The organism is Halobacillus salinus (genome assembly GCF_004684905.1).
Classification (GTDB): domain Bacteria; phylum Bacillota; class Bacilli; order Bacillales; family Halobacillaceae; genus Halobacillus; species Halobacillus salinus.
In genome coordinates this window covers 137,342-161,411 of record NZ_SRJC01000002.1, presented here as the reverse complement: position 1 = coordinate 161,411, position 24,070 = coordinate 137,342, and the positions used below count along the sequence as shown (strand labels likewise).

The window sequence follows — 24,070 nt, the reverse complement described above, 5'->3', positions numbered from 1 at the left end:
CACCTAGTCGATCAACTAAGATTCACAAGCATTACCTGCGAGTAAATCTATTTTTAGAATACATGTTCGACTAGTAAATTTCAACTACATCGATAGGTTTCCCAAGTCACCTGTTTTAGAAGGCTTTAAGAGAAGATTTGAGAGATGACTTTCCCAGACATTTAGTCAGAAAATTGTGATACATTGGATTTGCGTTAAAAAATCTAGGAGGGATTCAATGAATTGGAAATCAGTAATGGCGACTTTTGTTTTAGGGACTAGCATTGTTGCGGGAGGGACTACCGTAAGTGCGGACGTTTCAGCAGACCTTGATCAAGGTAAAGAAGCTTCTCAATTTATCAAGAAGAACTTTGACGTGAAGAATGTTGTGTCAAATAAAGCCGTTGATAAGTTTCTTAAAGCGAATGAATCTACTTTAAATCTAAAAGTCAACAAAGATCTGAAACTAGTAAAAACAGAAACAGATGAACTTGGTATGACTCACTACGTGTACAACCGTGTCATTCAAAATGTACCGGTTGCTAATTCGAAAGTTGTCGTACATACCGATAAGAAAGGGAACGTTGCAGCAGTGAACGGTGAGTTTCACAGTGACGCACCTGACAAGGTTCGCCAACAAAAAGCGTTCAATAAACACCAGGCGGTTGACTACGCTTGGGATCATATTGACGTAGACCGTGAAGATGCTGACAAAGTTCAAAAGAGTGAACTTGGGGAAGATTTCAATACATTAACAGAGAACTCTGACCTTGTTGTGTACAATGAGGACGGAGAGTACACCCTTGCTTATCATGTAGAACTTCAATTTGCCCAGCCTTATCCAGCGAACTGGCAAGTTTATATCAATGCAGAGACTGGCGATGTGTTGAAAGCATCTAACGTCGTCCACGAGGCTACTGGAACGGGAACTGGTGTCCTTGGCGATACGAAGTCATTGAACACATATGCTTATAACAATACTTATTATTTGTTTGATACGACGAAACCGATGAATGGTGTTATTGAAACGTTTGATAACTATGGTGGTCAATACAGCAGCCTTCCTGGCTACTATGTAACGGACAGTGGCAATACGTTTTACAGTGAGCGCCAAAAAGCAGCAGTTGATGCTCATTACTATGCGGGTGAAGTATTTGATTACTACTACGATACTTTCAATCGTGTAAGTTATGACAACAATGGTTCAGACATCCGTTCTACGGTTCACTATGGTTCCAACTACAATAACGCAGCTTGGACAGGGAATCAGATGATTTATGGTGACGGTGATGGTTCGACCTTTACGTACCTTTCTGGTGCCGATGATATCGTTGCTCATGAATTGACGCACGCAGTAACAGATACGACTGCTGGACTAATTTACGAAAACCAATCTGGTGCACTTAACGAATCTTTCTCTGATGTATTCGGATACTTTGTCGACTCCGAAGATTGGTTGATGGGTGAAGATGTGTACACACCTGGAGTGAGTGGAGATGCATTGCGTTCTCTATCTAATCCTAATGCCTACAATCAGCCAGATCACATGAATGAATACCAAAACCTTCCGAACACAGAAGCGGGCGACTGGGGCGGTGTCCACATCAATAGTGGTATCCCGAACAAAGCCGCTTACTATACAATCAACAGCTTGGGAATTTCAAAAGCACAACAAATCTACTATCGTGCATTGACGGTTTACTTGACACCATCAAGTAACTTCCAGAGTGCCAAAGCAGCACTTCAACAATCGGCACAAGATCTCTACGGATCTTCTGCGAAGAGTGCGGTAACGCAAGCATGGAGCAATGTAGGACTATAATAGCTGAATTACTAAAGGAAGAGACTTCGGTCTCTTCCTTTTTTTGTAGAATCCTCCGAGTAAGGTATCCAGATTAAGGGTATAAAAGGTATAGGAAAAGTTACGACCATCATGACTGACAACCTTTATATCTGTATAAGAAGGAGGAGTTTCGTGTGAGTCTTAACGTCACACAAAAATTAATCAAAGATCATCTAGTAGAGGGAGAAATGACTCCAGGTACGGAAATCGGCTTGAAAATCGACCAAACGTTAACTCAAGATGCGACAGGCACAATGGTAATGTTGGAATTAGAAGCGATGGGAATCGAACGGGCGAAAACAGAAGCTTCGGCGCAATATGTAGACCATAACTTAATACAGGAGGACAGCAAGAATCCGGATGACCACTTGTTTCTTGAGAGTGCTGCCAATCGATTCGGATTATATTTCAGTCGTCCAGGTAACGGTGTAAGTCACCCGGTCCATATGCAACGCCTTGCGAAACCAGGTAAAACACTACTTGGTTCCGACAGTCACACGTGCGCAAACGGATGTATGGGAATGCTTGCAATGGGAGCTGGTGGTATTGACGTCGCCATGGCCATTGCTGGAGAACCGTTTTATGTAAAAATGCCGAAAGTATGGGGCGTAAAGGTGACAGGGAAAATGCCGGATTGGGTCAGTGCCAAGGACGCCATTCTGGAAATGCTGAAACGTCATGGTGTAAAAGGCGGAGTCAATCATATTTTTGAATACTATGGTCCGGGTCTAGAGAACCTGACTGCTATGGACCGTCACGTCATTGCCAACATGGGAGCAGAGCTCGGAGCGACAGGCACGGTTTTCCCATCAGATGATGAAACGAAGCGCTTCTTGAAGCTTCAAGGACGGGAAGAGGATTGGATAGAATTGAAGGCTGACGAAGGCGCAACATATGATGTCCACGACGAGTTGGACCTTTCTTCTCTAGGACCTATGGTTGCGAAGCCATCTAGTCCAGGCAATGTAGTGCCTGTTGAAGAGGTAGAAGGGGAGTCCATTTACCAATCGTATATCGGATCTTCTGCAAACCCAGGATATCGTGACTTTGCAATTGCCTCCAAAATTGTCGAAGGCAGACATATCGAGGATGGCGTCTCATTTGACTTGAACCCGACTTCAAGGCAGATGTTGATCGACCTTTCCCAAGAGGGGCACATTGCTAACTTCTTACAGGCGGGTGGACGTCTTCACCAAGCTGGCTGTAACGGCTGTATTGGCATGGGACAAGCACCGGCAACCGGACGTAACAGTTTAAGAACAACTCCGCGTAACTTCCCTGGACGCTCTGGTACGAAAGAAGATAGTGTCTTCTTGTGCAGCCCTGAAACAGCAGCAGTGAGTGCCTTGCACGGCAAGATTATGGATCCTAGAAAAGCAGGGTTCGATTATCCTAGTGTACAGGAGTTGGATCAGCCGACTGTTGATACAAGGCTACTCGATGAGCCTCTGCCATTTGAAGAAGCGAAGCAGGTTGACCTGGTAAAAGGACCGAACGTAGCATCCATCCCAGAAATGGATGAGCTGCCGGATCAGTTGGAAGTACCTATCTTGTTGAAGATGGGAGACGACATATCAACGGACGAAATTCTGGCAGGTGGTGCAAGGGTTCTTCCATATCGTAGTAACTTACCTGAAATCAGTAAATTCACATTCGAGATCGTCGATGACTCCTACTATGACCGAGCGATGGATATCCGCGATCAAGGAGGTCATGCGGTTGTTGCTGGTGCAAACTATGGACAAGGATCCAGCCGTGAGCACGCAGCATTAGCTCCGAAGTATTTAGGGTTGCGAGTAGCTATCGTGAAAGATTTTGCTCGTATCCACTGGCAGAACCTCGCAAACTTCGGTGTCTTGCCGCTTACTTTCACCAACGAGTCTGATTTAGATGAACTTGATCAAGGTGATGTGCTTGTCTTCCGTGACCTGCGCAACACCATCAAACAATCAAATCAAGTGGAAGCGGAAGTGAAGGACAAAGGAAAAACAATCACGCTTGAACATGCTCTATCTGAACGCCAGGTTGAAATCATGCAAATGGGTGGATTAATCAATTGGGTTAAGAATCGTTTAGAAGACTAAATAGAAGAAGAACCGGCCAAACGGCCGGTTCTTTTTAATGGTTCACTTCTTTGTATTCAGCGGTTTTAATTCTGCTTCAATTTCTGATCTTCTATCCTCTAGGAACGGTGGAAGAGCTAGGGTTTCACCTAATTGTTCCGGATTCTCATCTGTAGCAAATCCTGGGCCGTCAGTTGCTAGTTCAAATAAGATGTGATTCGCTTCCCTGAAGTATAACGACTTAAAGTAATAACGGTCGACAAGACCTGAATTTGGGAATCCAGCTTCTTGGATTTTACTATGCCATTTCTTTAATTCTTCTTCATCTTCCACACGAAATGCAACATGGTGGACACTGCCACGACCGGGCTTTTCACGATTGGCCTCTGGTTGCTCTTCAACATGGACTTCGGCTCCTGTGCCGCCTTCACCGGTTGAGAACACTTTATAAGAATCATAAGATCCTATTTCATTGAAGCTTAGCAACTCCGTTAGTACTTTCTCAGTAGCATAGAGGTCTTTTACTGTTAAATAGACAGGTCCGAGCCCTTGAATACCAACATCTTGGGGTACAGAGGATTTATTCCAAGGTACACCAGGTTCTACTCCTTCGTTCTTTTCATCTGAAACGAGCATGAGACGTTGGTCTTCATGATCACGAAACGATAGAGTATTCCTTCCCATTCTAGGTTGGATAGGGTCTTGGTCCACTTCATACTCCTCGAAGCGTTTTTGCCAGAATTCTAAGGCTTTGTCATTTTTAACTCGTAATGAAGTAGTAGAGATGCTTTGGTTTCCTGGGTAGGTATGACCTGCCCGATCAATCTCGAAGAAGGTTAAGTCTGTTCCAGGGGCCCCGTTCTCATCAGCGTAGAAAAGGTGGTACATAGATGGGGCGTCTTGGTTAACGGTTTTCTTTACAAGTCTCATGCCTAGGACTTCGGTATAGAAATCATAATTACGTTTGGCGTTGGCAGTGATGGCGGACACATGATGTATGCCTTTTAGGTGCATTGTGATCACCCTTTCCAATTATCTTGAATTCAAGATAATTGTATAAAAAACGAAAGAGAATGTCAAATGCTTCAATTCCGAGGTATTCTTCCTTTCTTCTCGAAAGGAAAGATATAGGTTTCCAACGAAGCGGAATAGTAAGTCATCGGTTTGCTTTCGAAAATAGAAGGGGGGAGAAAATCAACTAAGCTGTTGGTGAAGATAGTAGCTTCTGATTTCTGTAGAGACCAGTTGTGGTGAAAGATTGGCCCTTTGTAAATGTAGGAACCACGGACAACCCATAAACAATAACGTTCTGTAAGCCAATAAATAAGGGAGCCGGGTTCTGCGGGGAAAGGAGGGGAAATTGGGTTGATGGTCGCATGAAAATGCGCAGTAGGGTAACCGTCGTGGGTTCTTCTGCTCAAATAATGAACGGATGAATCATTTTGCTCAAGTCTCATGTTAGCATGTACGTAAGGAAGCCCAAAAACAGTGCGGGCTAAAAAGACACCAAGAGGATGATTGGCATCTAGAGTGATAAAATATACACCTGGTTCTCCGTTGTAGGTTACATAGGTACGCACATTCAACTCAAGGAGATGGTTTCCTGCCTTCACCTTAGGCAAACCTTTGAAGTGAATGTTGTTCATTCGAAACGGGACAATAGCAATCCAAGCTTGACCTTCGAAAAGATCAAGCTCAAAGGCGTCCGGAATGAATGGTCTAAGCTCCTCTTCAGATACCGGCCAGTGCATAAATACGAGTTCTTCCCAGGTTTGGTGCATAATCCACTTATTCAATCTCATAACGACACTCCTTTTAAAGTGTTTTACCCACTTTATCAGGAGTTCATGCGAATAAACGCTCAGGGGAGTGCATGGGGTCTATTCGGCCTTTCCCTCTAAGGGAAGGTCCTCTTGTTCTCTCTGAGTGACTTCCTCCTCTAGAATTTCAATGAATTCATAGTCAAGTTTTAGTTCACGTGCTCTATGAAGAGAAAGTACAAGGAGTTCGTAGTTAATTTTGTTTACGATCATCAGGAAGCCCTCCTTGTTCAAAAAACTAGTTCTCTAGCTCAGTGGCTGCGGTGGCTGCTCCAATTATATTTCCATTGGAATCGTACAAAGGCTGAGCAAATACATCGTATTGAATTAAACCTTCTGATAAAGGAAAAGCGATTCTTTTCCTTACAATGCTATTTTGTTGGATAGCCTTCTGCTTAATATCCATTAAAGCTAGTGTGCCTGGGTTCTCATCTATTTCATCATCTCTCTTTCCGATCACCGGGCTCATCTTGAAGTCTGGATGAGGATTGAATATCCAAGTGTAGCGCAAATCCAGGTCGCAGTGTGCAACTACGATCGGTGAATTTGTCAAAGCTATCTCAAATGGTTCACTTAAGTGATCAGAGAAAAACAATGACGGATTGATGTGTAAGAACGCTGCGATTTGAGTGGCGACGGCCATGCTGGGATTCCTAGTGCCGTTTTCAATTTGTGCGTAATAGGCTCTGTCTATATGAGCCCCATCTGCGACTTGCTGCTGTGTATAGTGTTGTTCTTTGCGTAGTTTATTTAGCCATCTTCTCAACTTTCTTCACAACTCCTACTTGATGGTGTCCTTTTTCTCTATCTAGATGCTATAACTTAATAAATTCGTCCTAGGTACAATAAATCCTTGTGGCACATTGCAACAATTTGAATGTTATTGAAATCAGGGTGGGTTATTATATGAATATAGTGCTATGAAAGGCTTCAGAAGGGCTTCCTGACAAGAGAATTTTATCATTAAGCTTCTTAAAAGGAAAAAAGCTTTCCAATAGTCAAAACGTCTGATATTTTAGGTAAGGACTTGAAGGAAGATAAACGAATGGAAGGTGAGTAACAGGTGGCATGGGAGTTTTTAAACATATTAGCAGTCAGTGCCTTTGCATTTAGTGGGGCAATTGTCGCATTGAATGAGAGGTATGATATATTTGGCACATTTATTCTAGGTATTGCGACACCTTTTGCAGGGGGCATTGTAAGGAATATCGCGCTGGATGTGCCTGTCGTTCACGTCTGGGAGCAAGGTTATCTTTTATATGTTGCATTTATAACGATTAGTATCGTCTATTTCTTCCCGAAAAGCTGGGTTATGTCATGGGATCGGTGGAACATTTATTTGGATGCAATCGGTCTGTCTGCTTTTGCTTTACAGGGAGCTTCTTTTGCAATAGCAAACGATTTCCCACTCGGAGGTGTCATTTTTGCCAGTATCTTAACTGGGGTTGGGGGAGGTGTGACGCGTGATGTGCTCGCTCAACGGCGTCCGATGGTGCTTCATCAGGAAATCTATGCTGTATGGGCGATGGTGGTCGGAGTAGTAACAGGTCTTGGCATTATTGATATTGACAATGTGATCCAGGCCTATATATTGTTCGTTGCGATTATTATGTGCCGTGTTCTCTCTTATCATCTAGGATGGCACTTGAGATTTCGTGATTTGTATAGATTATAAAGAAGACCGCTCATTTGAATGAGCGGTCTTTTGATTTAATATCTGAATAGGTCTCCGGACAAGTAACGTTCCCCTGTATCGGGTGCGATACAAACGACTACTTCTCCAGGTTGCTTGCGCTTCGCAACCTCCATTGCAGCCCAGCACGAAGCTCCGCAGGACGTTCCTAGCAGCAATCCTTCTTCTCGTGCCAGACGGCGTGTTATATCATACGCATCTTCGTCCGTCACTTGAAAGATTTCATCATAAACATCTTGGTTAAGGATATCCGGTACGAACCCAGGGCTTGTCCCTACCAATTTGTGCTTTCCAGGTTTTCCACCAGAAAGGACAGGGGAGCCGGCTGGCTCTGCGACGTGTACGGTGACGTCGTCATAGTGTTTCTTCAATTCTTCACCGGTTCCTGTTACTGTTCCGCCTGTACCAGCAGTTGCTACAAAAGCGGATAAGGGTTTCCCGATCTCATCCATCGCTTCGATGATTTCGGTAGCAGTTGTATAGCGGTGTGAATCAGGGTTAGCGTGGTTTTCGAATTGCATCGGCATGAAGCCGCCTTCGATTTCTTCGACTAACTCTTTTGCTTTTGCTATGGCTCCGGGCATTTTTTCGTCTCCAGGAGTGAGAACGATTTCCGCGCCGTATGCTTTCAAGAGGTTGATTCGCTCTTGGGTCATTGTATCAGGCATCACAAGAATCGCGCGGTATCCTCTAGCTGCAGCATTCATAGCAATTCCGATTCCGGTGTTACCGCTTGTCGGCTCAATGATAGTGGAGCCTTGTTTAAGCAATCCGTCTTTTTCAGCCTGCAGCATCATATTGTAAGCGGCACGGTCTTTGACACTTCCGCTCGGATTGTATTTTTCTAATTTCATATAAATATCCGCTCCGCCTTCAGGAGCGAGACGGTTCAATTTGACGAGGGGTGTATCTCCGATCAGATCGGCAATGTTGTTTACAACACGCATGACCTCACATCCTTTTAATAGCATTCTTGATGTAATTTTACCATAATACCTCAGCCTCTTTCATCTGAGGAGATTGTGCGTGACAATTAGAAGTTCTCCTGAACCACTTTTTGGGCAAGCTCTAGAGAATCCTTAGGTACCGATACTTTGAATGCCAATTGGTTGGAGTTCAAGTTGAATCGATCCACTCGTACCTCGATGTTTTTTGGTGGGTCCATCTGAGTCACCGCCACATAAATCGTTTCCTCTTTTGGATTCACCACAACCCATTCAGGAAATTTATAGTTATCTTTGACAAAATCAAGTACCTTTTTGTTTGGTAGTGGCAATTGCCCAAGGGAGATGCTTTCTTGTTCTAAGATAAGATCACCGTTCTCTTGGACAACGGGATTAAGTTCGACTTTAATAGGGATCTCTTGATCGAAAGCGCGTATATTACCAGTCAGCATGACATTCTTCTCTAGAGAAATAGAATAGTTGAACACTGTCTGGGTGGAGAGTTCTTGTAAATATTCATTCGTAAGCTGTTCCAAATTTTCTTTTGTAGAAACAATGGTGAATTCAGCATCTGACGTGGTCTTCTCCTGATCAACGTTCACTAGGGTATAAGAACTAGGTAAGAACACAAGAGAAAGAAGCACAATGATAATGATTGCATTCAAGACAGCCAAGGCGAAAAAAGAAGTTCGCCATTTATTTTCAAAAAGAAGTCGTTTCATGTTCTGCATTCCGCCTTATTGTTCAATATCTTCTCTAATATATTCTAACACTCGTTCCGCAATCCGTTTATACCCCTTTTCGTTGGGGTGGAAGTGGTCTTCATCCCAGAGTAGGTCGTCTGTCGTATTCTCAAAGATATCACGGACGGGAATAAAGGTGGTCCTATTGAAATCGTTGACGACCATTCGGCTCGTTTGGTTCCAGTCACCAGCTATCTGCCCCACTTCCGGAACATTCCGGAAATAGCCCTCAAAAGGATTATAGAGTCCAATGAGGTAAATGGATGCATCAGGGTTTTCTTCATGAACTATGCGGAGAATTTCGCGCAAACGTTCTTCATAACCCTGCTGAGCATCCACAAACGCTTGGTAATTCAAATTGGTTATATTTTCTTCCACTACTTCAATCAAGTCATTGGCTCCGATCGTAATCAAGACAAGGTCGGATTCCTTCACAGATTCTCTCATATCTTCTTCGTCCTGTAGCCGCTTCAAGAGTTGGTCGGTGCGATGGCCTATTTTCCCGTAATTATCAATTGTAATATCACCGGCATTCGGATTTTCGGCAAATGTTTTCTCCAATATACCGACATAACCGCCTTCTCCTGTCCCGTCACCGATTCCTTCTGTTAGGGAGTCTCCAAGCGCTGTAATATGAAGGTCTTCACGGATGAAAATGTCTTTGGCACTTTCAATGACACTTGTAAAAACGTCCCGGAGTCCTTCGCCTAAAGTAGGATCCTCCGTTTCGGTTGGTTCTTCTTTCTCTTTCGGTTCGCTAGTCTCGTCAGGTTCTTCAGAAGGTGTTTTTTCTTCCTGAGTGGATTTCTCAGGAGGCTGTACAACGGCGTCTTCTGGAGAATAGATGAAAGCTGCGACGATGAAAAATCCAATGGTAATCGCTAGTACGACAGAAGCAATCCATCTCCATATCTTCATAGGGTCACCCCTGATTTAAAAAATTCAGTTTGATATCATTATATGATGATACCTCACATTAGGAAATTAAAACGACCTTATAGTTATTCTTTCATTTTCCTTATATAGACATACGTGTATTGATGAGGTAACTTGAGGGTAAGTGACGATTTTTCGGAAGAGAGGTGCGGCTTCATGGAGAATACAATGACCATTTCGGTTCGGGACTTGATGGCCTATATTCATCGGTCTGGAAATATTGATAACCGATTCCGGTCTAATACCACATTAACGGAAGGTACGGCAATCCATCAAGACGTACAAAAAACGTATCAAGAGGAAGATCAAAAAGAGGTTGCTCTAGAGCATACTTTCGTACGGGAGCATCTATCTATCCATCTTCAAGGACGCTGCGATGGACTGCTTCAGTCGGACGAAGGGCCAATCATTGATGAAATCAAATCGACTGCTCGGGACCTGAGTGAGATTACAGAGGAGAGTGACCCTGTTTATTGGGCACAAGCAAAAGGCTATGCTTTCATTTATGCTCTCCAGGAACAACTCCAAGCCATCCAAGTCCAGCTTACGTATGTCCAGAAGCAATCGAAAGAGAAGAAAAAATTCCTTCATACATTCAGCATGGAAGATTTGACGCTCTTTATAGAAGAGTGTATTGATCAGTATATGTCCTATGCTCGTATTCTATTGCATATACGCGAGCAAAAGGAGTCTTCGATACCCGACTTGTCTTTTCCGTTTGACTCATATCGGGATGGACAGAGGAAGCTTGCGGGAAGTGTATATCGGACGATCGAAGAGAAGCGTGATCTTTACGCTCAGGCTCCGACCGGAATTGGCAAGACAATTTCTACCCTTTTTCCAGCTGTAAAAGCAATGGACCTCGATAGGATGGAGAAAATATACTACTTAACAGCTAAGACGGTAACGCGTGCAACGGCTGAAGAAGCATTGAAATTAATGGGAGATAAGGGGCTGACGCTGCGTTCTGTTACGCTAACAGCAAAAGATAAGATATGCTTCCAGGAAGAAACGATCTGTCAGCCAGACTACTGTGAGTACGCAGATGGATACTACGATCGTATCAATGATGCATTGGTCGATATTATGATGAATGAGACGCAGATGACTCGGCCCATCATAGAATCTTATGCAAAGAAACACAAGGTTTGTCCTTTTGAATTCTCACTCGACCTAACGAACGAAGCGGATGTCGTCATAGGGGACTACAATTACATTTATGACCCAAGAGTTGCCTTGAAGCGTCTGCTTCCAGATCAAAAGAAAAAGACGACGTTGCTGGTTGATGAGTCGCATAACCTTGTAGAGCGCGCTAGAGAAATGTATTCAGCGCGTTTGCCTGAGAGAGAATTCCTATTGATCAGTGAAGATTGGATGTATGAGAATGAGAAACTCTCAAAGTCGGCAGAAGCCATTTACAAGAGCTTGATTCGATTAAGAGGAGAAGCCAAACAGTCCTTTGTCCTAGAGGATTTGGATGGCGGTTGGGAAGAAGCGCTCGAGCGTTTCATGGAACAAGCTGAACAACAGCTACAGAATGAACCCGTAGATGATCAATCAGAGCACTTACTAGAAACCTATTTCACGACCCAGAACTTTATGAAAATATTAGAGCTGGTGGATAAACATTATAAAATTATCGGGGAGCTTGAACAGGGAGAATTCACTCTGAAATTATTCTGTCTGGACCCTTCACATGTATTACAAGAAACAACGAAAGGATTCCGCTCGAGTATCTTCTTTTCAGCCACTTTATCGCCGTTCGGCTATTACAAAGATATGTTAGGAGGGAAGAAGGATGATTATATTTTACAGTTGCCTTCTCCTTACCAAACATCCCAAATCGATCTTGTGATTGCGCCGCTATCGACCAGGTACAAGAGCCGTGAACAGACTGCCGAGCGCTTGGCTGAACTTCTGTTCGATCAAACACAACAACGGAAAGGAAATTACCTGTTCTTCTTTCCGTCCTACCAGTACATGAACCTTGTGTATCACCATTTCAAAGAGTATCCAGTGAACATTGCTGTGCAGGAGCAGGGAATGGATGAGGAGCGGAGGGAAGACTTTCTCGCTCAGTTTTTACCAGGAGAAGAATTGGTAGGCTTTGCTGTGCTCGGTGGAGTATTCTCCGAAGGTGTCGACTTGCGAGGAGATAGATTGAATGGTGTGGCAGTAGTTGGCATCGGACTCGCTCCTAGAAGTTTTGAAAAAGAGTTGATTAAAGATTATTTCCAGAAGAAGGGGCGGAATGGCTATGACTATGCATACGTCTACCCGGGGATGAACAAAGTGTTGCAGGCGGGTGGCCGACTGATCCGTTCCGAAACAGATCACGGATCGATTCAGCTGATTGACGATCGCTTCTTGTCCCCTAAATACGTCCAACTTCTTCCGGAAGATTGGGGGGATTACCGGGTTGTCCGCTGATGTCATTTCCCGGGCAATAATGTCGAGGAAATGAAAAAAAGGTTCTGCACGGCAGAACCTTTTTTATCACAGCTGTTCCAAAACATCGTCGCAGAACGCTATTACGTGACCCCTTTGTTTTTCTGAAATTCCATAGACATCAAATATGATAGTGTCTATTTTCTCGTGAAGTTCTTGAGTAGGGAAATCAGGGTTGTTTTTAACTCCATTTACTAATTGGCGAACGGATTTATTAACTGAATCCTTCTTTTCTCGTGATGGAGCTATATAGGGAATCTTTTTGATGTACCCGGAAGTAACCATATTAGTTCGATTCAGTACTTTTCTAAGGATGTATTTAACGAGGCTGCTGTTCAAAAAGCCTAGTAAATAGTATAGGTCATCTCTGTCTTCTGGAAATAAATTTGCGTTCACACCGAACAAACTGCCCTCCGGAAGGTAAGCAGCGGAGAACTTCACTCCCATCGAAGAGCATGTAATCCCTTCTCTATAGAAATAAGTTGGATTTCGGAGTGTGAATTTCTCGTATTTCTTACTGTGTGTGTCCCAGTCACGGTGGAGGTAGAATTTAGGTGGATAGTACCAAGCGTCTTTGGCACCTCCATTTTTATAGAATGGAATCCACTCATCCAGGTCTTCGATCTCTTCCTCCCTTTTTAAAAACTGCCCATCGTCCCCTGTGGAAATGCCTGTTTTAATAGGGACGACTTTCTCCAAAGGAGTGTATCGAACTTGGAAGAGGTGCAAGATCTCCTCCGGTACATTGACCGCAAAGTTATAGTTGGGAAGCTTATTGAATGTTGTCTGTGCTAGATACTGTACTCGTTCTTTTGGAGGATTGGAGTACTCTTGCTGTGATAAGCGATCGACTAAGCGAACAGTGTGCTCGCTGTCGACATGCCCCTTTTTCTTCTGAAGAGTCAGTATCGCGGTCCTGACGTCGGCTTTGCCATGGTGAAACAGCCTTCTTGGAGCAAGTATGATTTCTTTCAATTCTGTATGTGATAATAAATACTTTCTAAAATGTTTATAATAAACATTTGTTAAGAATGAATCTTGAACAATCATGGATAGGATGCCATTATCCTTTAACATTTGCAGGCCTTTATATATGAATAAGGAATACATGTTATGTACTCCTATTTCACGGAACTGTTCTGCTAAGAATAATTTGTTATCTGTAAAATAAGTGCTCTGCCGTTTGGATTTATATGGTGGATTACCTATGATAGCATCAAATTTCTCTTCTTGATCGACCTTCAGAAAATCTTCGTGAGAGAAGTGTATTCCATCGTAAGGTGAAGGAATGGAAGGGTCTATGTCATAGGAGTGTACCTGTCTTGCAGGAACACCCGAACGGACAAGTGTTTTCACAAATATTCCATCACCAGTTGAGGGATCTAATATGTGTGGGTTATGATGACTCTCAAGATGGTTCAAGGTTAGGTTGACCATGTAATCGACGGTATCTTGAGGAGTACTGTACTGACCCATCGCTCGCCGCGGAGATAACATCCAAATCCCTCCAGTTTTTTATGTATACTTTATATTATTTATAGGGATAAGTCACTACAATAATATGTTTTTGTTATTAAAAATTTCTTTAGAAGTAAATCTATATTACTATATGAGGTGAGAATTATGCCATGGGTGAAACCTATTCGCCAACATCAATTCAAAAATCAATTTGAAGGACAGGCAGCAACCGTTTTCGATCGACTGCTTGCAAATGCTCCAGATATTTACGACTCCTTCGTACCTTTGCAGCAATCCATAAAACAAACGTCTTTACCAAATGATTTAAGGGAAGCGATCATCACATTTGTTTCTATGAAAAATGGCTGTGAATATTGTACGAAAAGTCATGTTGAGCTACTTCGAAGCTATATAGAAGAAGAGGATCTGCTGACATGGTTGGAGCACTACAAAGATTCGAATATGCAAGAGGAGTGGAAGGCTGTTTTGCAGTATGCTGAACGATTGATTGCTAAGCCTGTTCAAGTGACCAAAGAGGATATGGTCCGTCTGAAAGAATTCGGATACAGCTCTGAACAGTTAGTGGAGATCAACCAGACAGTTGCCTATACTTCATATACCAACCAGCTTTCAATCGGCTTGGGGTTGTAAGAGAAATCACCTTTCACGAGGTGGTTTCTTTTTTGTTAACCAAATATTTTGTAGGTTGACATTGGGTTGCTTTTTCAAGTACTTTATTAGTAGATTGTAAAAGTAGGGAGGAATTTCAAGATGAAAGGTTCACGTATGTCAGCCTATGACATTGTTATAGGCTCTTTATTCGTTGCCCTAATGGCTGTAGGGGCAAATATTACTTCTATTGCTCCGTTTCTATCTGTGCTAGGTGTTCCGCTTACTCTCCAAACTTTCTTTGCCATTTTGGCTGGAATTATCCTTGGGAGTCGATTAGGGACATTTTCTATCATGGTGTATGTCATTCTTGGGTTGATCGGTGCTCCGATTTTCGCTCAATTCTCAGGTGGTCTAGGAACCATTTTCTCCCCGACATTCGGATTTATACTATCTTATCTAGCTGTTGCTTATGTATCTGGTAAGATTGCGGAAGCAAGAAGAAGTTCGGTTGTTTATATTGCAGCAGCGCTTGCTGGTGTAGCGATGAATTATTTGATTGGTGTGAATTTATTCTACGCAGCTATGAACTTCTGGGTAGGTGGAGAAGGTATTAGTTATGTTGTTGCATGGTCAAGTATGCTTTTATTCTTGCTTAAAGATGTGACCCTGGCCGTCGTTGCAGGCCTGTTTGCCCACCGATTGGAAAAGACATTCCTACAGCGGACTTCGTTAAGGCAGGCGAAAGCATCTTAGAAATGGTTTCATGCCGGTTATTCCTTATTAACTTGCTACAATAGAAGGTAAATAGTTATGGAGGAGGAGCTGGATGAAGTCAATTGCTTGGTTGTTTCTGGTGGTTTTTCTCGTGAGTTGCCAGCCGACAGTGGAAGAAAAACAAACGGGTAGTTCCGTTGTGGTGGATCAGTTGCAGTCTCCGTGGGATATAGAGCACCATGATGGACAATTCATGATTTCTGAGCGCGATGGAACCATTGTTACGTGGTCTGAAGGAACCCAGTTACAACGGGATGAAGTTCTGACAAATGAGGAGATTTCTCAAATTGGAGAGGGTGGATTGCTAGGATTTCGCCTTCATCCTCAGTTCGCGACGAATCAACTGGCGTTCGCTTATCACAGCTATATGAAAAACGATGAAGTGAAAAACCGTTTTATTGTACTAAAAAAGGAGACGGAAGCGTGGCGTGAAGTAGAGGTATTGCTGGATGACATCCCTGGTGCGAGATTCCACAATGGAGGAAGGGTCGAAATCGGTCCGGATGAAAAGCTTTATGTTACGACGGGAGATTCACTGGTCGAACAATTGGCGCAACAAAAGGATTCATTAGCGGGTAAGATCTTGCGAATGAACCTAGATGGTACGATTCCAGAAGATAATCCTTTTGACGATTCGTACGTCTTTTCTTTCGGTCATCGTAACCCTCAAGGATTAGCATGGTCAGATTCAGGTGAGCTGTTTGCATCGGAACATGGGCCAGATGCTCATGATGAAATCAACCTGATTGAGTCTGGACAGAATTACGGATGGCCGCTATTCGTTGGGGAAGAAAATGACGAGTCCGTTACAGCTCCTATTTTCCAAACGGGAGACAAAACGTGGGCTCCTTCGGGACTGGCCGTATACAAGGATAAACTTTGGGTAGCCACTTTGAGAGGGACAGCAGTTCGAACCCTTTCCTTTTCTGGTGAAGACCCGACCGTTGTTTCTGATGATAACGGTCGCGTTCGAGATGTAGAACACATCGACGGTGAACTGTTCTTTATAACGAACAACACGGATGGAAGAGGTAATCCTGTAGATGGGGATGACCGTCTTATCCGGTTATCCAAATAAAAAAACAGGTGCCTTGGCACCTGTTTTTTTATTGCGCGTCTTCTGAAATGTGTTTTCCGTGAACGAATGCCATGATGGCGAATACGACGAATGCAATCAGAAGAACTGTTCCGCCGACAATGAAGAATACAGTGTTGAATGCTCGCATACCTTCAATTGGCTGTGTATAGTAAAGCCACATTCCAGCCGTCAATCCAAGAACCCCGAAGAATGAACTCCAGACATGAACCTTGGATAATTTAGATTCTTTCGGAATATTGAAGACGCGGTAATAAATCGCAAAAGCAAACAGGGACAGCCATCCGACAACTAGAATGTGCGCATGGATAGCGCTCAATTGAAGTCCCCCGCCACCTGCCATATGAGAGCCGAGGAAAGCTCCGATCAGAGCATAAATCGACGCGACTCGAACGAAAAATCGTGTGCGGTCCAAAGAAACAACCTCCTACATAAGTAAATCTACCAACTCTATTATAACGGAACACACATACTGCACCAGTCTTCCTCCTCAAATGTCGCAAAACGTTCACCCGTTTGGATTCTTTTAGAGGGTGCGATATGATATGGGGGAAGGAGTGATTGTTTTGGAAAAAAGATTGAATGACTTTTCAACATATCTTAAAGCACAAAATATAGATGTTGCGTTCATCAATTCACCGGAAAATTTCTTTTACCTGACAGGTTTTCATACTGATCCTCACGAGCGCCTGCTTGGGTTACTCGTGTTTAATGATGCAGATCCAATTGCTGTAGTACCAGGGATGGAAACAGGCCAGTTGAAAGACGCAGGGTGGCAGTATGACATCATCGGCTATGCCGATCATGAAGATCCATGGGCACTTATGAAAGAACGTGGCGTGGATACGGCAAGCATCGTAGGAATCGAGAAAGAAGTCCTTTCTTACGGCCGCAGTGAATCTTTCTTCAGCCTGTTTACTGACGCTGAAGTGGTTGATGTGGAAGGACAGCTGAACGAAATGCGTGTAGTGAAAGATGAGCAAGAGGTCGCAATCATGCGCGAAGCTGCCGAACTTGCCGACTTCGGTGTGAAAACTGGCGTGGAAGCTCTCCGTGAAGGGATTACGGAGATGGAAGTGCTTGCTACCATCGAATATGAATTAAAGAAAAAAGGCGTATCGGAGATGTCATTCTCTACCATGGTTCTCTTTGGTGAGAAATCTGGTCAGCCTCACGGGAACCCTGGAGACCGGACTTTGAAAGCGGGGGACTTTGTCTTGTTTGATCTTGGTGTCGTGTGGAAAGGTTACACTTCTGACATCACTCGTACATTTGCTTACAAATCGGTAAGTGATGAACAGCGTAAGATCTATGAAACCGTGAAGTCCGCACTGGAAGCATCACTTGCTATCAGCGAACCTGGTACTCGTATCGGCGATCTTGATCAGAAGGCTCGCGATATTATAACAGATGCCGGATACGGGGAGTTATTCCCGCACCGCATTGGTCACGGACTTGGTATCAACGTCCATGAATTCCCGTCTATGAGTCACTTGAATGATGGCGTTCTTCGTGAAGGGATGACGTACACGCTCGAACCGGGCATTTATGATCCAGCAATCGGCGGGGTCCGATTAGAAGATGACGTACTTGTTACAGCAGATGGGTACGAAACGCTGACGAAGACACCTAAAGAACTTCAGATCATCAAATAACTTCAAATGAAAGAGCCATCCAATCGGATGGCTCTTTTTTTTGTTGTAAAGAGTCGGCTATGGGACTATTTATCAATCTATCAGCCTAATTCACCCCCGCCATGCCTAAATTCGGTAGAACCGAGAACTCCTTTTTTTAATGAACATAAGTTAAATAAATATGACATTAAAGAAGGGATAAGGAATCTCATATGGGTGGTAAAGACATTTTAGTGACGGGATGTGCCGGGTTCATAGGATTTCATTTGTCGAAGCGATTGCTGGAAGAAGGATTCCGAGTGATCGGCATAGATAGTATGAATGAGTACTATGACGTTCGATTGAAAGAGGATCGCCTCTCTATGATAGAGGCTTACGATAAATTTACGTTTTATAACGTTCATCTGGAGAAGGCAGAACAAGTGAAGCAAGTGTTCGAGTCGCATGACATTAGTGTTGTCGTCAATCTTGCAGCTCAAGCAGGTGTCCGGCACAGCATTGATCAGCCTCTGGACTACATTGATTCCAATATCTATGGGTTTCTCAATATTTTAGAGGCTTGTAGATATCATAAAGTCGATCATCTGCTCTATGCTTCTTCCAGTTCGGTTTATGGTTCGAATACGGAACTCCCTTTTTCGACTAAACAGCGTGTCGATGAACCTTTGAGTTTGTATGCTGCAACGAAATCGGCAAACGAGTTGATGGCGCATACTTACAGTCATCTGTTCCAACTCCCAACGACCGGCTTGAGGTTTTTTACAGTATATGGTCCGTGGGGTAGGCCGGATATGGCGCTGTTTAAATTCACAAAGTCGATTTTGGATGATGAACCGATTGATGTCTATAACAATGGAAAGATGAAAAGGGACTTCACATACGTAGACGATATTGTCGAAGGGATCTTTCGTCTGCTATATGAAGTGCCGACAGAAGAACAGAAGAAAACCCACGAGAGCTTGGCCCCTGCTTATGTGTACAACATAGGCAATAACAAACCTACAGAACTTATGAAGTTCGTTTCGCTGATTGAAGAGAAAGTTGGAAAGAAAGCGAAACGTAACTACCTCCCGATGCAACCTGGTGATGTTCAAGAGACGTATGCAGATGTATCGGAACTTGCAGAACGGGTGGGTTTCCAACCGTCGACCCCGATAGAAAAAGGAATCAGTGAGTTCGTAGATTGGTACATGGACTACTACGGCAAGAAAGCGACGAAAGTTGGAGTAGTTGGCCTTGGATATGTGGGCCTTCCAGTGGCTCATGCTTTCGGTGAGAAAGATGATGTCATCGGTTTCGATATTAATGGAAAGAGGATTTCACAACTTCAGAAGAATTTTGATGTAACGGGCGAATTGACAGAAAATCAGCTGAAGCAAAGCAACATAGAATTCACCTCCAACCCAGAAAGATTAAAAGAATGCAATTTTATCATTGTGACGGTTCCTACTCCGATTGATGAAGCGAATCAACCGGATCTGACACCTTTAAGAGAGGCGTCCAAACTTGTCGGCACAAACTTGAGCCGTGGTGCGACTGTAGTCTATGAGTCGACGGTGTATCCAGGGGTCACAGAAGAGGTGTGTCTTTCTATCTTAGAATCTCATTCTGGACTGCAAGCAGGTAGGGATTTTCACGTAGGGTATTCACCGGAACGTATTAATCCGGGCGATCCTCATCATTCTTTTCGAACGATCACCAAAGTCGTGGCAGGGGAGAATGAAGCTATTACAGAACAGATTGCCAAAAAGTATGAACAAGTAGTAGACAAAGTATTTCGTGCCGCGTCAATTAAGGTGGCGGAGGCTGCGAAAGTCATAGAGAACACGCAGCGTGATTTGAACATAGCATTGATGAACGAACTGGCCATCATTTTTGATCGCCTTGGTATCCGCACGCAAGATGTATTGGAAGCTTCTGGTACAAAATGGAATTTTCACCCCTACAAACCTGGACTAGTAGGTGGGCACTGTATTGGAGTAGATCCGTATTACCTTGTTCATAAGGCGGAAAGCATCGGTTACCATCCTCAAGTCATCCAGGCAGGCAGAAGAATAAATGATGGTATGGCAGATTTCGTAGCACAATCGCTGGTCAAACAGCTGATTAAGAAAGATATCAAAGTGAACCAAGCGAAAGTTACGGTCTTAGGAGCGACATTCAAAGAAGATGTGCCGGATATTCGGAATTCCAAAGTAGAAGATCTTATAGTCGCTTTGCAGTCCTTTGGGTTGACGGTGCAACTTCATGATCCTTTAGCTGATCGAGAGCTAGTCAAGAATCAGTGGGGACTCGACATATCACATGTCGAAGATCTGGAAGAAGCGGATGCATTGATTTATGCCGTTCCTCACCGCTTCTACCAAGATAAGAATCAGGACTTCTTCCTTGGGCTTCTCCAGTCTTCCGGTGGGGTGGTCGTCGATGTGAAAAATGCACTCCCTTTCAATAATTGGCCGGATACCGTCAGTCGCTGGGGGCTATAGGTATGGGGAAAATCCTACAAATATGCGGTGTCGATGAAACGGCAGATAAGCTATTGCGCCCCCTTGTCATGAGGTTGAAGCAGGAGGGGCATGAGGTCCACATTGCATGCGCAGATACGGGCAGGGTGGATAGGCTCAGAGCAGAAGGATTTGAGGTCTTTACGATACCGATGAAGCGCAGTCTTGCTCCTATTTCAAGTGGCAAGTCATTGTGGAAGCTTTTTCGTCTTATGAGAAGGGAGAAGTATGACATCGTTCACGTCCACACACCAGTTGCTGCAGCATTAGGAAGAGTAGCTGCAAAGATGGCTGGAATAAAACACATCGTCTACACGGCTCACGGCTTCTATTTTCACGACGATATGGGAAGGGTTCCGTATTACTTCTGGTTCACGATTGAGAAATGGCTGGCTAGGCACACGACCGATTATATACTCCTTCAAAGCAAGGAGGATTATGAACTTTGTTTGCGTGAAAGGTTTCTGCCCGAGGAAGAAACCTTTCACCTAAGCAATGGGGTAGACATCGAAGGTACCTTCCGACCAAGCAAGAAAGTCCGCGATACGATGAGAGATTCTCTCCATCTTCAGGAAGAAGAACGAGTCATTTGCTTCATCGGACGTCTCGTAAAAGAAAAAGGAATCTTAGAGTTACTGGAAGCCTTTAAACAGGTGAAGCAAGTGCGAAAGAACGTAAAACTCCTTGTAATCGGCAGCTTATCTCAAAGTGAACGAGATCAAGACACCTATCGAATGTTGCAAAATCACCTGAGAGATCCTGATGTATTGGCCCTTGGTTATCGGAACGACATTCATCAATTATTGGAGGCTGCAGATATCTTCGTGCTTCCTTCTTACCGGGAGGGTCTCCCTCGTTCCATTATAGAAGCGATGGCGATGGAGAAAGCGGTTGTTGCGACTGACATTCGCGGGTGCCGTGAGGAGGTCATAGACGGAAAGACTGGATACCTCGTTCCTAAGGGAGACAGCAATGTCCTGAGAGACCGGTTGTTACGGCTCGTGGACGATGCAGCATTAAGGTCCTCCTTTGGAAAGGAAGGAAGACGCTTTGCAGAACAGTACTTCAACGAACGGAAAGTGTTGGATCTACAAGTGGAATTATTCCGTAAAACGCTAGAGGGAGAGGCTCATGATTAAGCGAATTCTTGACCTCCTATTTGCCGGTGTGGCGATGATTATCCTCTCGCCAGTGTTTGTCGTGATCGCTGTTTTAGTTAGAACCAAACTCGGCTCGCCTGTTCTCTTCAAGCAACAAAGATCTGGGTTGAACGGCAGGCCTTTTGTCGTCTATAAATTCCGGACCATGACAGAAGAGCGTGACCAACAGGGAGAGCTTTTGCCAGATGAGGTCCGACTCACATCGTTCGGTCAGAAGATGAGGGCATCGAGTTTGGATGAGTTGCCGCAACTGTTGAATGTTCTGAAGGGGGATATGAGTTTGGTAGGTCCCCGTCCGCTGCTGATGGAGTATCTATCACTGTACTCAGAAAGGCAGGCGCAGCGTCTCAAAGTGAAGCCGGGAGTTACTGGATGGGCACAAGTGAACGGAAGGAATACGTTGGACTGGGAAGAACGGTTTGAACTTGACGTTTGGTATGTCGAGAACCGCTCTTTGCTTTTGGACGCACGGATCATGTGGCTGACAGTGAACCGTGTTTTGACTCGTAAAGGCGTGTCACATGAGGATGCAGCAACTATGCCCAAGTTTGAGAAAGACCCTCTGATTATCATTGGGGCGGGGGCTCAGGGAGGGGAAATGCTGGAGACCGCGCTTGAGCTTGAGAAATACAACATTGTAGGTTTTGTGGATGATGATGGAAGCTTGAGAGGTCAACAAGTCAATGGAGTTCCTGTGCTTGGCCCGGTGAACACTCTAAATGCACCTGAATATAATAATTCGAATGTCATTTGCGCTATTGGGCAGCCCCGAATAAAGAAGAAAATCCTAGCATCTTTAGCAGAAACGGACGTTACATTCGTTTCATTGATTCATCCGACAGCGTACATTGCTCCGGATGTAAAGGTTGGCGTAGGTTCTTATATTGCTCCCCATGCAGTTGTGTCTAATCAATCTGTGATCGGGAGTCATGTGCTGCTCAATTATGGATGTACAATCGGGCATGATTGCAAAATCTCAGACTATGCTTCGATTTACCCTGGGGTCCATTTGTCGGGGCATGTGCAGGTGAAGGAAGCGGCGGAAGTTGGAAGTGGAGTGGTAGCAATTCCCGGAACCACAATAGGCGAAGGGAGCGTCATCGGAGCAGGAGCGGTTGTGATCCGGTCTATACCGTCTTGGACGACTGCGGTCGGCTCTCCGGCACGAGTCATCAAGATTCTAAAACGTTAGGGGATGAGAAAGGTGAGTAAGGAAAGGATTTTCTTATCTTCCCCTCATATGAGTGGGAAGGAGCAGGCCTATATAGACGAAGCATTCCGGACGAATTGGATTTCGCCTTTAGGACCGCACGTAACTGCATTTGAACAAGAGGTGGCGGATTTGATTGGACGAAAAGGCGGCGTAGCGTTGAACTCGGGTACTTCCGCTCTTCATTTAGCATTGAAGCTGGTAGGGGTGAAACCGGGGGACGTGGTGTTATGCTCCTCTCTCACGTTCATCGCAAGTGCCAATCCGATTTGCTATTTGCGTGCAGAGCCTATCTTCATTGATTCGGAACCGCGAACTTGGAATATGTGTCCTGATGCATTAGAACGCGCTCTGAAGGAATGCGTGCTGAACGACGAGAAGCCGAAAGCGATTGTAGTCGTCAATATCTATGGGCAAAGTGCCGACTACGATAGGATCCGAGCTATTGCGGATCGATATGGGGTGCCGATTATAGAAGATGCAGCAGAGTCCCTTGGGGCGACATACAAGAACAGACCAAGTGGTTCCTTCGGAGATTACAGCATTTTATCCTTCAATGGCAACAAGATGATCACTACTTCTGGTGGAGGGATGCTGCTTGGGGATGACTTAGAAAAGCTGGATAAGGCTCGGTTCTGGTCGACTCAAGCGAGGGAACCGGTCATTCACTATGAACATAAAGAGCTTGGCTACAACTATCGTTTGAGTAATTTGCTTGCAGGAGTCGGGAGAGGGCAGTTGGAAGTGCTAGCAGACCGCGTTGAAGCTAGGCGGAATGTATTTCGGAATTATGAGAAAGCACTTGGGGGGATAAAGGGTGTTGCCTTTATGCCTGAAATGAAAGGCACCGTGTCTTCCAGGTGGTTGACCGTGATGTTAGTGGACACTAGAGTCCAAAGGGTCAAAATCACAGACATTATTCAGAAGCTTGCACAAGAGAATATCGAAGCAAGGCCAGCTTGGAAACCTCTACACCTCCAACCTTTGTTCAAAGGCTGCAGATTTTACCCTCATCAACCTAACCAAGATGTAGCTGAAACGCTTTATCAGCATGGAATCTGCCTGCCTTCAGGATCCAACCTGACTAAGGAACAGCAAGATCGAGTCATTGATCAGTTAACTTCCATTTTAAAACGGTAAGGAGGTCATGGAA

Annotated in this window: 21 protein-coding genes; 12 read left to right on the top strand and 9 right to left on the bottom strand. The window is 44.3% G+C overall.

What is annotated here, in order from left to right:
• Positions 1 to 217 precede the first annotated feature (217 nt).
• Entirely contained in the window at positions 218 to 1,801 is a 1,584-nt protein-coding gene (locus E4663_RS11390; protein ID WP_135327708.1) for a M4 family metallopeptidase, read from the top strand.
• A gap of 155 nt (positions 1,802 to 1,956) precedes the next feature.
• Entirely contained in the window at positions 1,957 to 3,906 is a 1,950-nt protein-coding gene (locus E4663_RS11385) for an aconitate hydratase (RefSeq protein ID WP_079477781.1), read from the top strand.
• Between the two features lie 42 nt (positions 3,907 to 3,948).
• Here E4663_RS11385 and E4663_RS11380 read toward each other — a convergent pair whose 3' ends face one another.
• The 4 genes from E4663_RS11380 to E4663_RS11365 form a co-directional block, all read right to left on the bottom strand.
• The gene (locus E4663_RS11380; protein WP_135327707.1) at positions 3,949 to 4,899 is read right to left on the bottom strand and encodes a ring-cleaving dioxygenase; all 951 of its coding nucleotides are present in this window, start codon (positions 4,897 to 4,899) and stop codon (positions 3,949 to 3,951) included.
• A gap of 71 nt (positions 4,900 to 4,970) precedes the next feature.
• A complete protein-coding gene (locus E4663_RS11375) occupies positions 4,971 to 5,687 on the bottom strand; it encodes a YqjF family protein (RefSeq protein ID WP_135327706.1) in 717 nt (238 codons plus the stop codon).
• Positions 5,688 to 5,765: 78 nt separating this feature from the next.
• Entirely contained in the window at positions 5,766 to 5,918 is a 153-nt protein-coding gene (gene sda / locus E4663_RS11370; protein ID WP_079477784.1) for a sporulation histidine kinase inhibitor Sda, read from the bottom strand.
• Between the two features lie 25 nt (positions 5,919 to 5,943).
• Positions 5,944 to 6,471, bottom strand: a complete 528-nt coding sequence (locus tag E4663_RS11365) for a helix-turn-helix domain-containing protein (RefSeq protein WP_135327705.1) — start codon at positions 6,469 to 6,471, stop codon at positions 5,944 to 5,946.
• 297 nt (positions 6,472 to 6,768) lie between these two features.
• Here E4663_RS11365 and E4663_RS11360 point away from each other — a divergent pair, with 297 nt between their 5' ends.
• Positions 6,769 to 7,380 carry a trimeric intracellular cation channel family protein gene (locus E4663_RS11360; RefSeq protein WP_079477786.1) on the top strand — a complete coding sequence of 204 codons (612 nt, stop codon included), beginning with the start codon at positions 6,769 to 6,771 and terminating at the stop codon, positions 7,378 to 7,380.
• Between the two features lie 35 nt (positions 7,381 to 7,415).
• Here the strand turns inward: E4663_RS11360 and cysK are convergent, their stop codons facing one another.
• The 3 genes from cysK to E4663_RS11345 form a co-directional block, all read right to left on the bottom strand.
• Positions 7,416 to 8,345, bottom strand: coding sequence for a cysteine synthase A (gene cysK, locus E4663_RS11355; protein WP_079477787.1), 930 nt, complete (start codon positions 8,343 to 8,345; stop codon positions 7,416 to 7,418).
• A gap of 86 nt (positions 8,346 to 8,431) precedes the next feature.
• Positions 8,432 to 9,064: a YpmS family protein gene (locus E4663_RS11350; protein WP_079477788.1), complete on the bottom strand. Its 633-nt coding sequence runs from the start codon at positions 9,062 to 9,064 to the stop codon at positions 8,432 to 8,434.
• A 15-nt stretch (positions 9,065 to 9,079) separates the two neighbouring features.
• Positions 9,080 to 10,003, bottom strand: a complete 924-nt coding sequence (locus tag E4663_RS11345) for a GDSL-type esterase/lipase family protein (RefSeq protein ID WP_135327704.1) — start codon at positions 10,001 to 10,003, stop codon at positions 9,080 to 9,082.
• 174 nt (positions 10,004 to 10,177) lie between these two features.
• Here E4663_RS11345 and E4663_RS11340 point away from each other — a divergent pair, with 174 nt between their 5' ends.
• The gene (locus tag E4663_RS11340) at positions 10,178 to 12,451 is read left to right on the top strand and encodes an ATP-dependent DNA helicase (protein WP_135327703.1); all 2,274 of its coding nucleotides are present in this window, start codon (positions 10,178 to 10,180) and stop codon (positions 12,449 to 12,451) included.
• 66 nt (positions 12,452 to 12,517) lie between these two features.
• Here the strand turns inward: E4663_RS11340 and E4663_RS11335 are convergent, their stop codons facing one another.
• Positions 12,518 to 13,966 (bottom strand): Eco57I restriction-modification methylase domain-containing protein, encoded by a 1,449-nt coding sequence (locus tag E4663_RS11335; RefSeq protein ID WP_135327702.1) that lies wholly within the window; start codon positions 13,964 to 13,966, stop codon positions 12,518 to 12,520.
• Positions 13,967 to 14,092: 126 nt separating this feature from the next.
• On the opposite strand from E4663_RS11335, the gene E4663_RS11330 reads away from it, so the two are divergent.
• The 3 genes from E4663_RS11330 (at position 14,093) to E4663_RS11320 (ending at position 16,391) form a co-directional block, all read left to right on the top strand.
• Positions 14,093 to 14,578, top strand: a complete 486-nt coding sequence (locus E4663_RS11330) for a carboxymuconolactone decarboxylase family protein (RefSeq protein ID WP_135327701.1) — start codon at positions 14,093 to 14,095, stop codon at positions 14,576 to 14,578.
• 120 nt (positions 14,579 to 14,698) lie between these two features.
• A complete protein-coding gene (locus E4663_RS11325) occupies positions 14,699 to 15,292 on the top strand; it encodes a biotin transporter BioY (protein ID WP_135327700.1) in 594 nt (197 codons plus the stop codon).
• Between the two features lie 73 nt (positions 15,293 to 15,365).
• A complete protein-coding gene (locus tag E4663_RS11320) occupies positions 15,366 to 16,391 on the top strand; it encodes a PQQ-dependent sugar dehydrogenase (protein WP_135327699.1) in 1,026 nt (341 codons plus the stop codon).
• 28 nt (positions 16,392 to 16,419) lie between these two features.
• Here E4663_RS11320 and E4663_RS11315 read toward each other — a convergent pair whose 3' ends face one another.
• The gene (locus tag E4663_RS11315; protein ID WP_079477795.1) at positions 16,420 to 16,824 is read right to left on the bottom strand and encodes a hypothetical protein; all 405 of its coding nucleotides are present in this window, start codon (positions 16,822 to 16,824) and stop codon (positions 16,420 to 16,422) included.
• Positions 16,825 to 16,975: 151 nt separating this feature from the next.
• Between E4663_RS11315 and E4663_RS11310 the strand changes: the two genes are divergently transcribed.
• The 5 genes from E4663_RS11310 to E4663_RS11290 all read left to right on the top strand — a co-directional run bounded on the left by E4663_RS11310 (position 16,976) and on the right by E4663_RS11290 (position 24,057).
• Positions 16,976 to 18,064, top strand: coding sequence for a M24 family metallopeptidase (locus tag E4663_RS11310; protein WP_241657181.1), 1,089 nt, complete (start codon positions 16,976 to 16,978; stop codon positions 18,062 to 18,064).
• Positions 18,065 to 18,255: 191 nt separating this feature from the next.
• Positions 18,256 to 20,529 carry a nucleotide sugar dehydrogenase gene (locus tag E4663_RS20320; protein WP_338323630.1) on the top strand — a complete coding sequence of 758 codons (2,274 nt, stop codon included), beginning with the start codon at positions 18,256 to 18,258 and terminating at the stop codon, positions 20,527 to 20,529.
• Positions 20,530 to 20,531: 2 nt separating this feature from the next.
• Entirely contained in the window at positions 20,532 to 21,686 is a 1,155-nt protein-coding gene (locus E4663_RS11300) for a glycosyltransferase family 4 protein (RefSeq protein ID WP_241657180.1), read from the top strand.
• The gene (locus E4663_RS20315) at positions 21,679 to 22,899 is read left to right on the top strand and encodes a NeuD/PglB/VioB family sugar acetyltransferase (protein ID WP_135327697.1); all 1,221 of its coding nucleotides are present in this window, start codon (positions 21,679 to 21,681) and stop codon (positions 22,897 to 22,899) included. The genes E4663_RS11300 and E4663_RS20315 overlap by 8 nt, the downstream gene beginning before the upstream one ends.
• Before the next feature lie 12 nt (positions 22,900 to 22,911).
• Positions 22,912 to 24,057, top strand: a complete 1,146-nt coding sequence (locus E4663_RS11290) for a DegT/DnrJ/EryC1/StrS family aminotransferase (protein WP_421803688.1) — start codon at positions 22,912 to 22,914, stop codon at positions 24,055 to 24,057.
• Positions 24,058 to 24,070 lie beyond the last annotated feature (13 nt).

Excerpts from the sequence above, each read along its gene's own strand:
- E4663_RS11390 (WP_135327708.1), top strand. The coding sequence starts at position 218 with ATGAATTGGAAATCAGTAATGGCGACTTTTGTTTTAGGGACTAGCATT.
- E4663_RS11380 (WP_135327707.1), bottom strand. The coding sequence starts at position 4,899 with ATGCACCTAAAAGGCATACATCATGTGTCCGCCATCACTGCCAACGCC.
- E4663_RS11375 (WP_135327706.1), bottom strand. The coding sequence starts at position 5,687 with ATGAGATTGAATAAGTGGATTATGCACCAAACCTGGGAAGAACTCGTA.
- sda (WP_079477784.1), bottom strand. The coding sequence starts at position 5,918 with ATGATCGTAAACAAAATTAACTACGAACTCCTTGTACTTTCTCTTCAT.
- cysK (WP_079477787.1), bottom strand. The coding sequence starts at position 8,345 with ATGCGTGTTGTAAACAACATTGCCGATCTGATCGGAGATACACCCCTC.
- E4663_RS11350 (WP_079477788.1), bottom strand. The coding sequence starts at position 9,064 with ATGAAACGACTTCTTTTTGAAAATAAATGGCGAACTTCTTTTTTCGCC.
- E4663_RS11345 (WP_135327704.1), bottom strand. The coding sequence starts at position 10,003 with ATGAAGATATGGAGATGGATTGCTTCTGTCGTACTAGCGATTACCATT.
- E4663_RS11340 (WP_135327703.1), top strand. The coding sequence starts at position 10,178 with ATGGAGAATACAATGACCATTTCGGTTCGGGACTTGATGGCCTATATT.
- E4663_RS11335 (WP_135327702.1), bottom strand. The coding sequence starts at position 13,966 with ATGTTATCTCCGCGGCGAGCGATGGGTCAGTACAGTACTCCTCAAGAT.
- E4663_RS11330 (WP_135327701.1), top strand. The coding sequence starts at position 14,093 with ATGCCATGGGTGAAACCTATTCGCCAACATCAATTCAAAAATCAATTT.
- E4663_RS11325 (WP_135327700.1), top strand. The coding sequence starts at position 14,699 with ATGAAAGGTTCACGTATGTCAGCCTATGACATTGTTATAGGCTCTTTA.
- E4663_RS11320 (WP_135327699.1), top strand. The coding sequence starts at position 15,366 with ATGAAGTCAATTGCTTGGTTGTTTCTGGTGGTTTTTCTCGTGAGTTGC.
- E4663_RS20320 (WP_338323630.1), top strand. The coding sequence starts at position 18,256 with ATGGGTGGTAAAGACATTTTAGTGACGGGATGTGCCGGGTTCATAGGA.
- E4663_RS11300 (WP_241657180.1), top strand. The coding sequence starts at position 20,532 with ATGGGGAAAATCCTACAAATATGCGGTGTCGATGAAACGGCAGATAAG.
- E4663_RS20315 (WP_135327697.1), top strand. The coding sequence starts at position 21,679 with ATGATTAAGCGAATTCTTGACCTCCTATTTGCCGGTGTGGCGATGATT.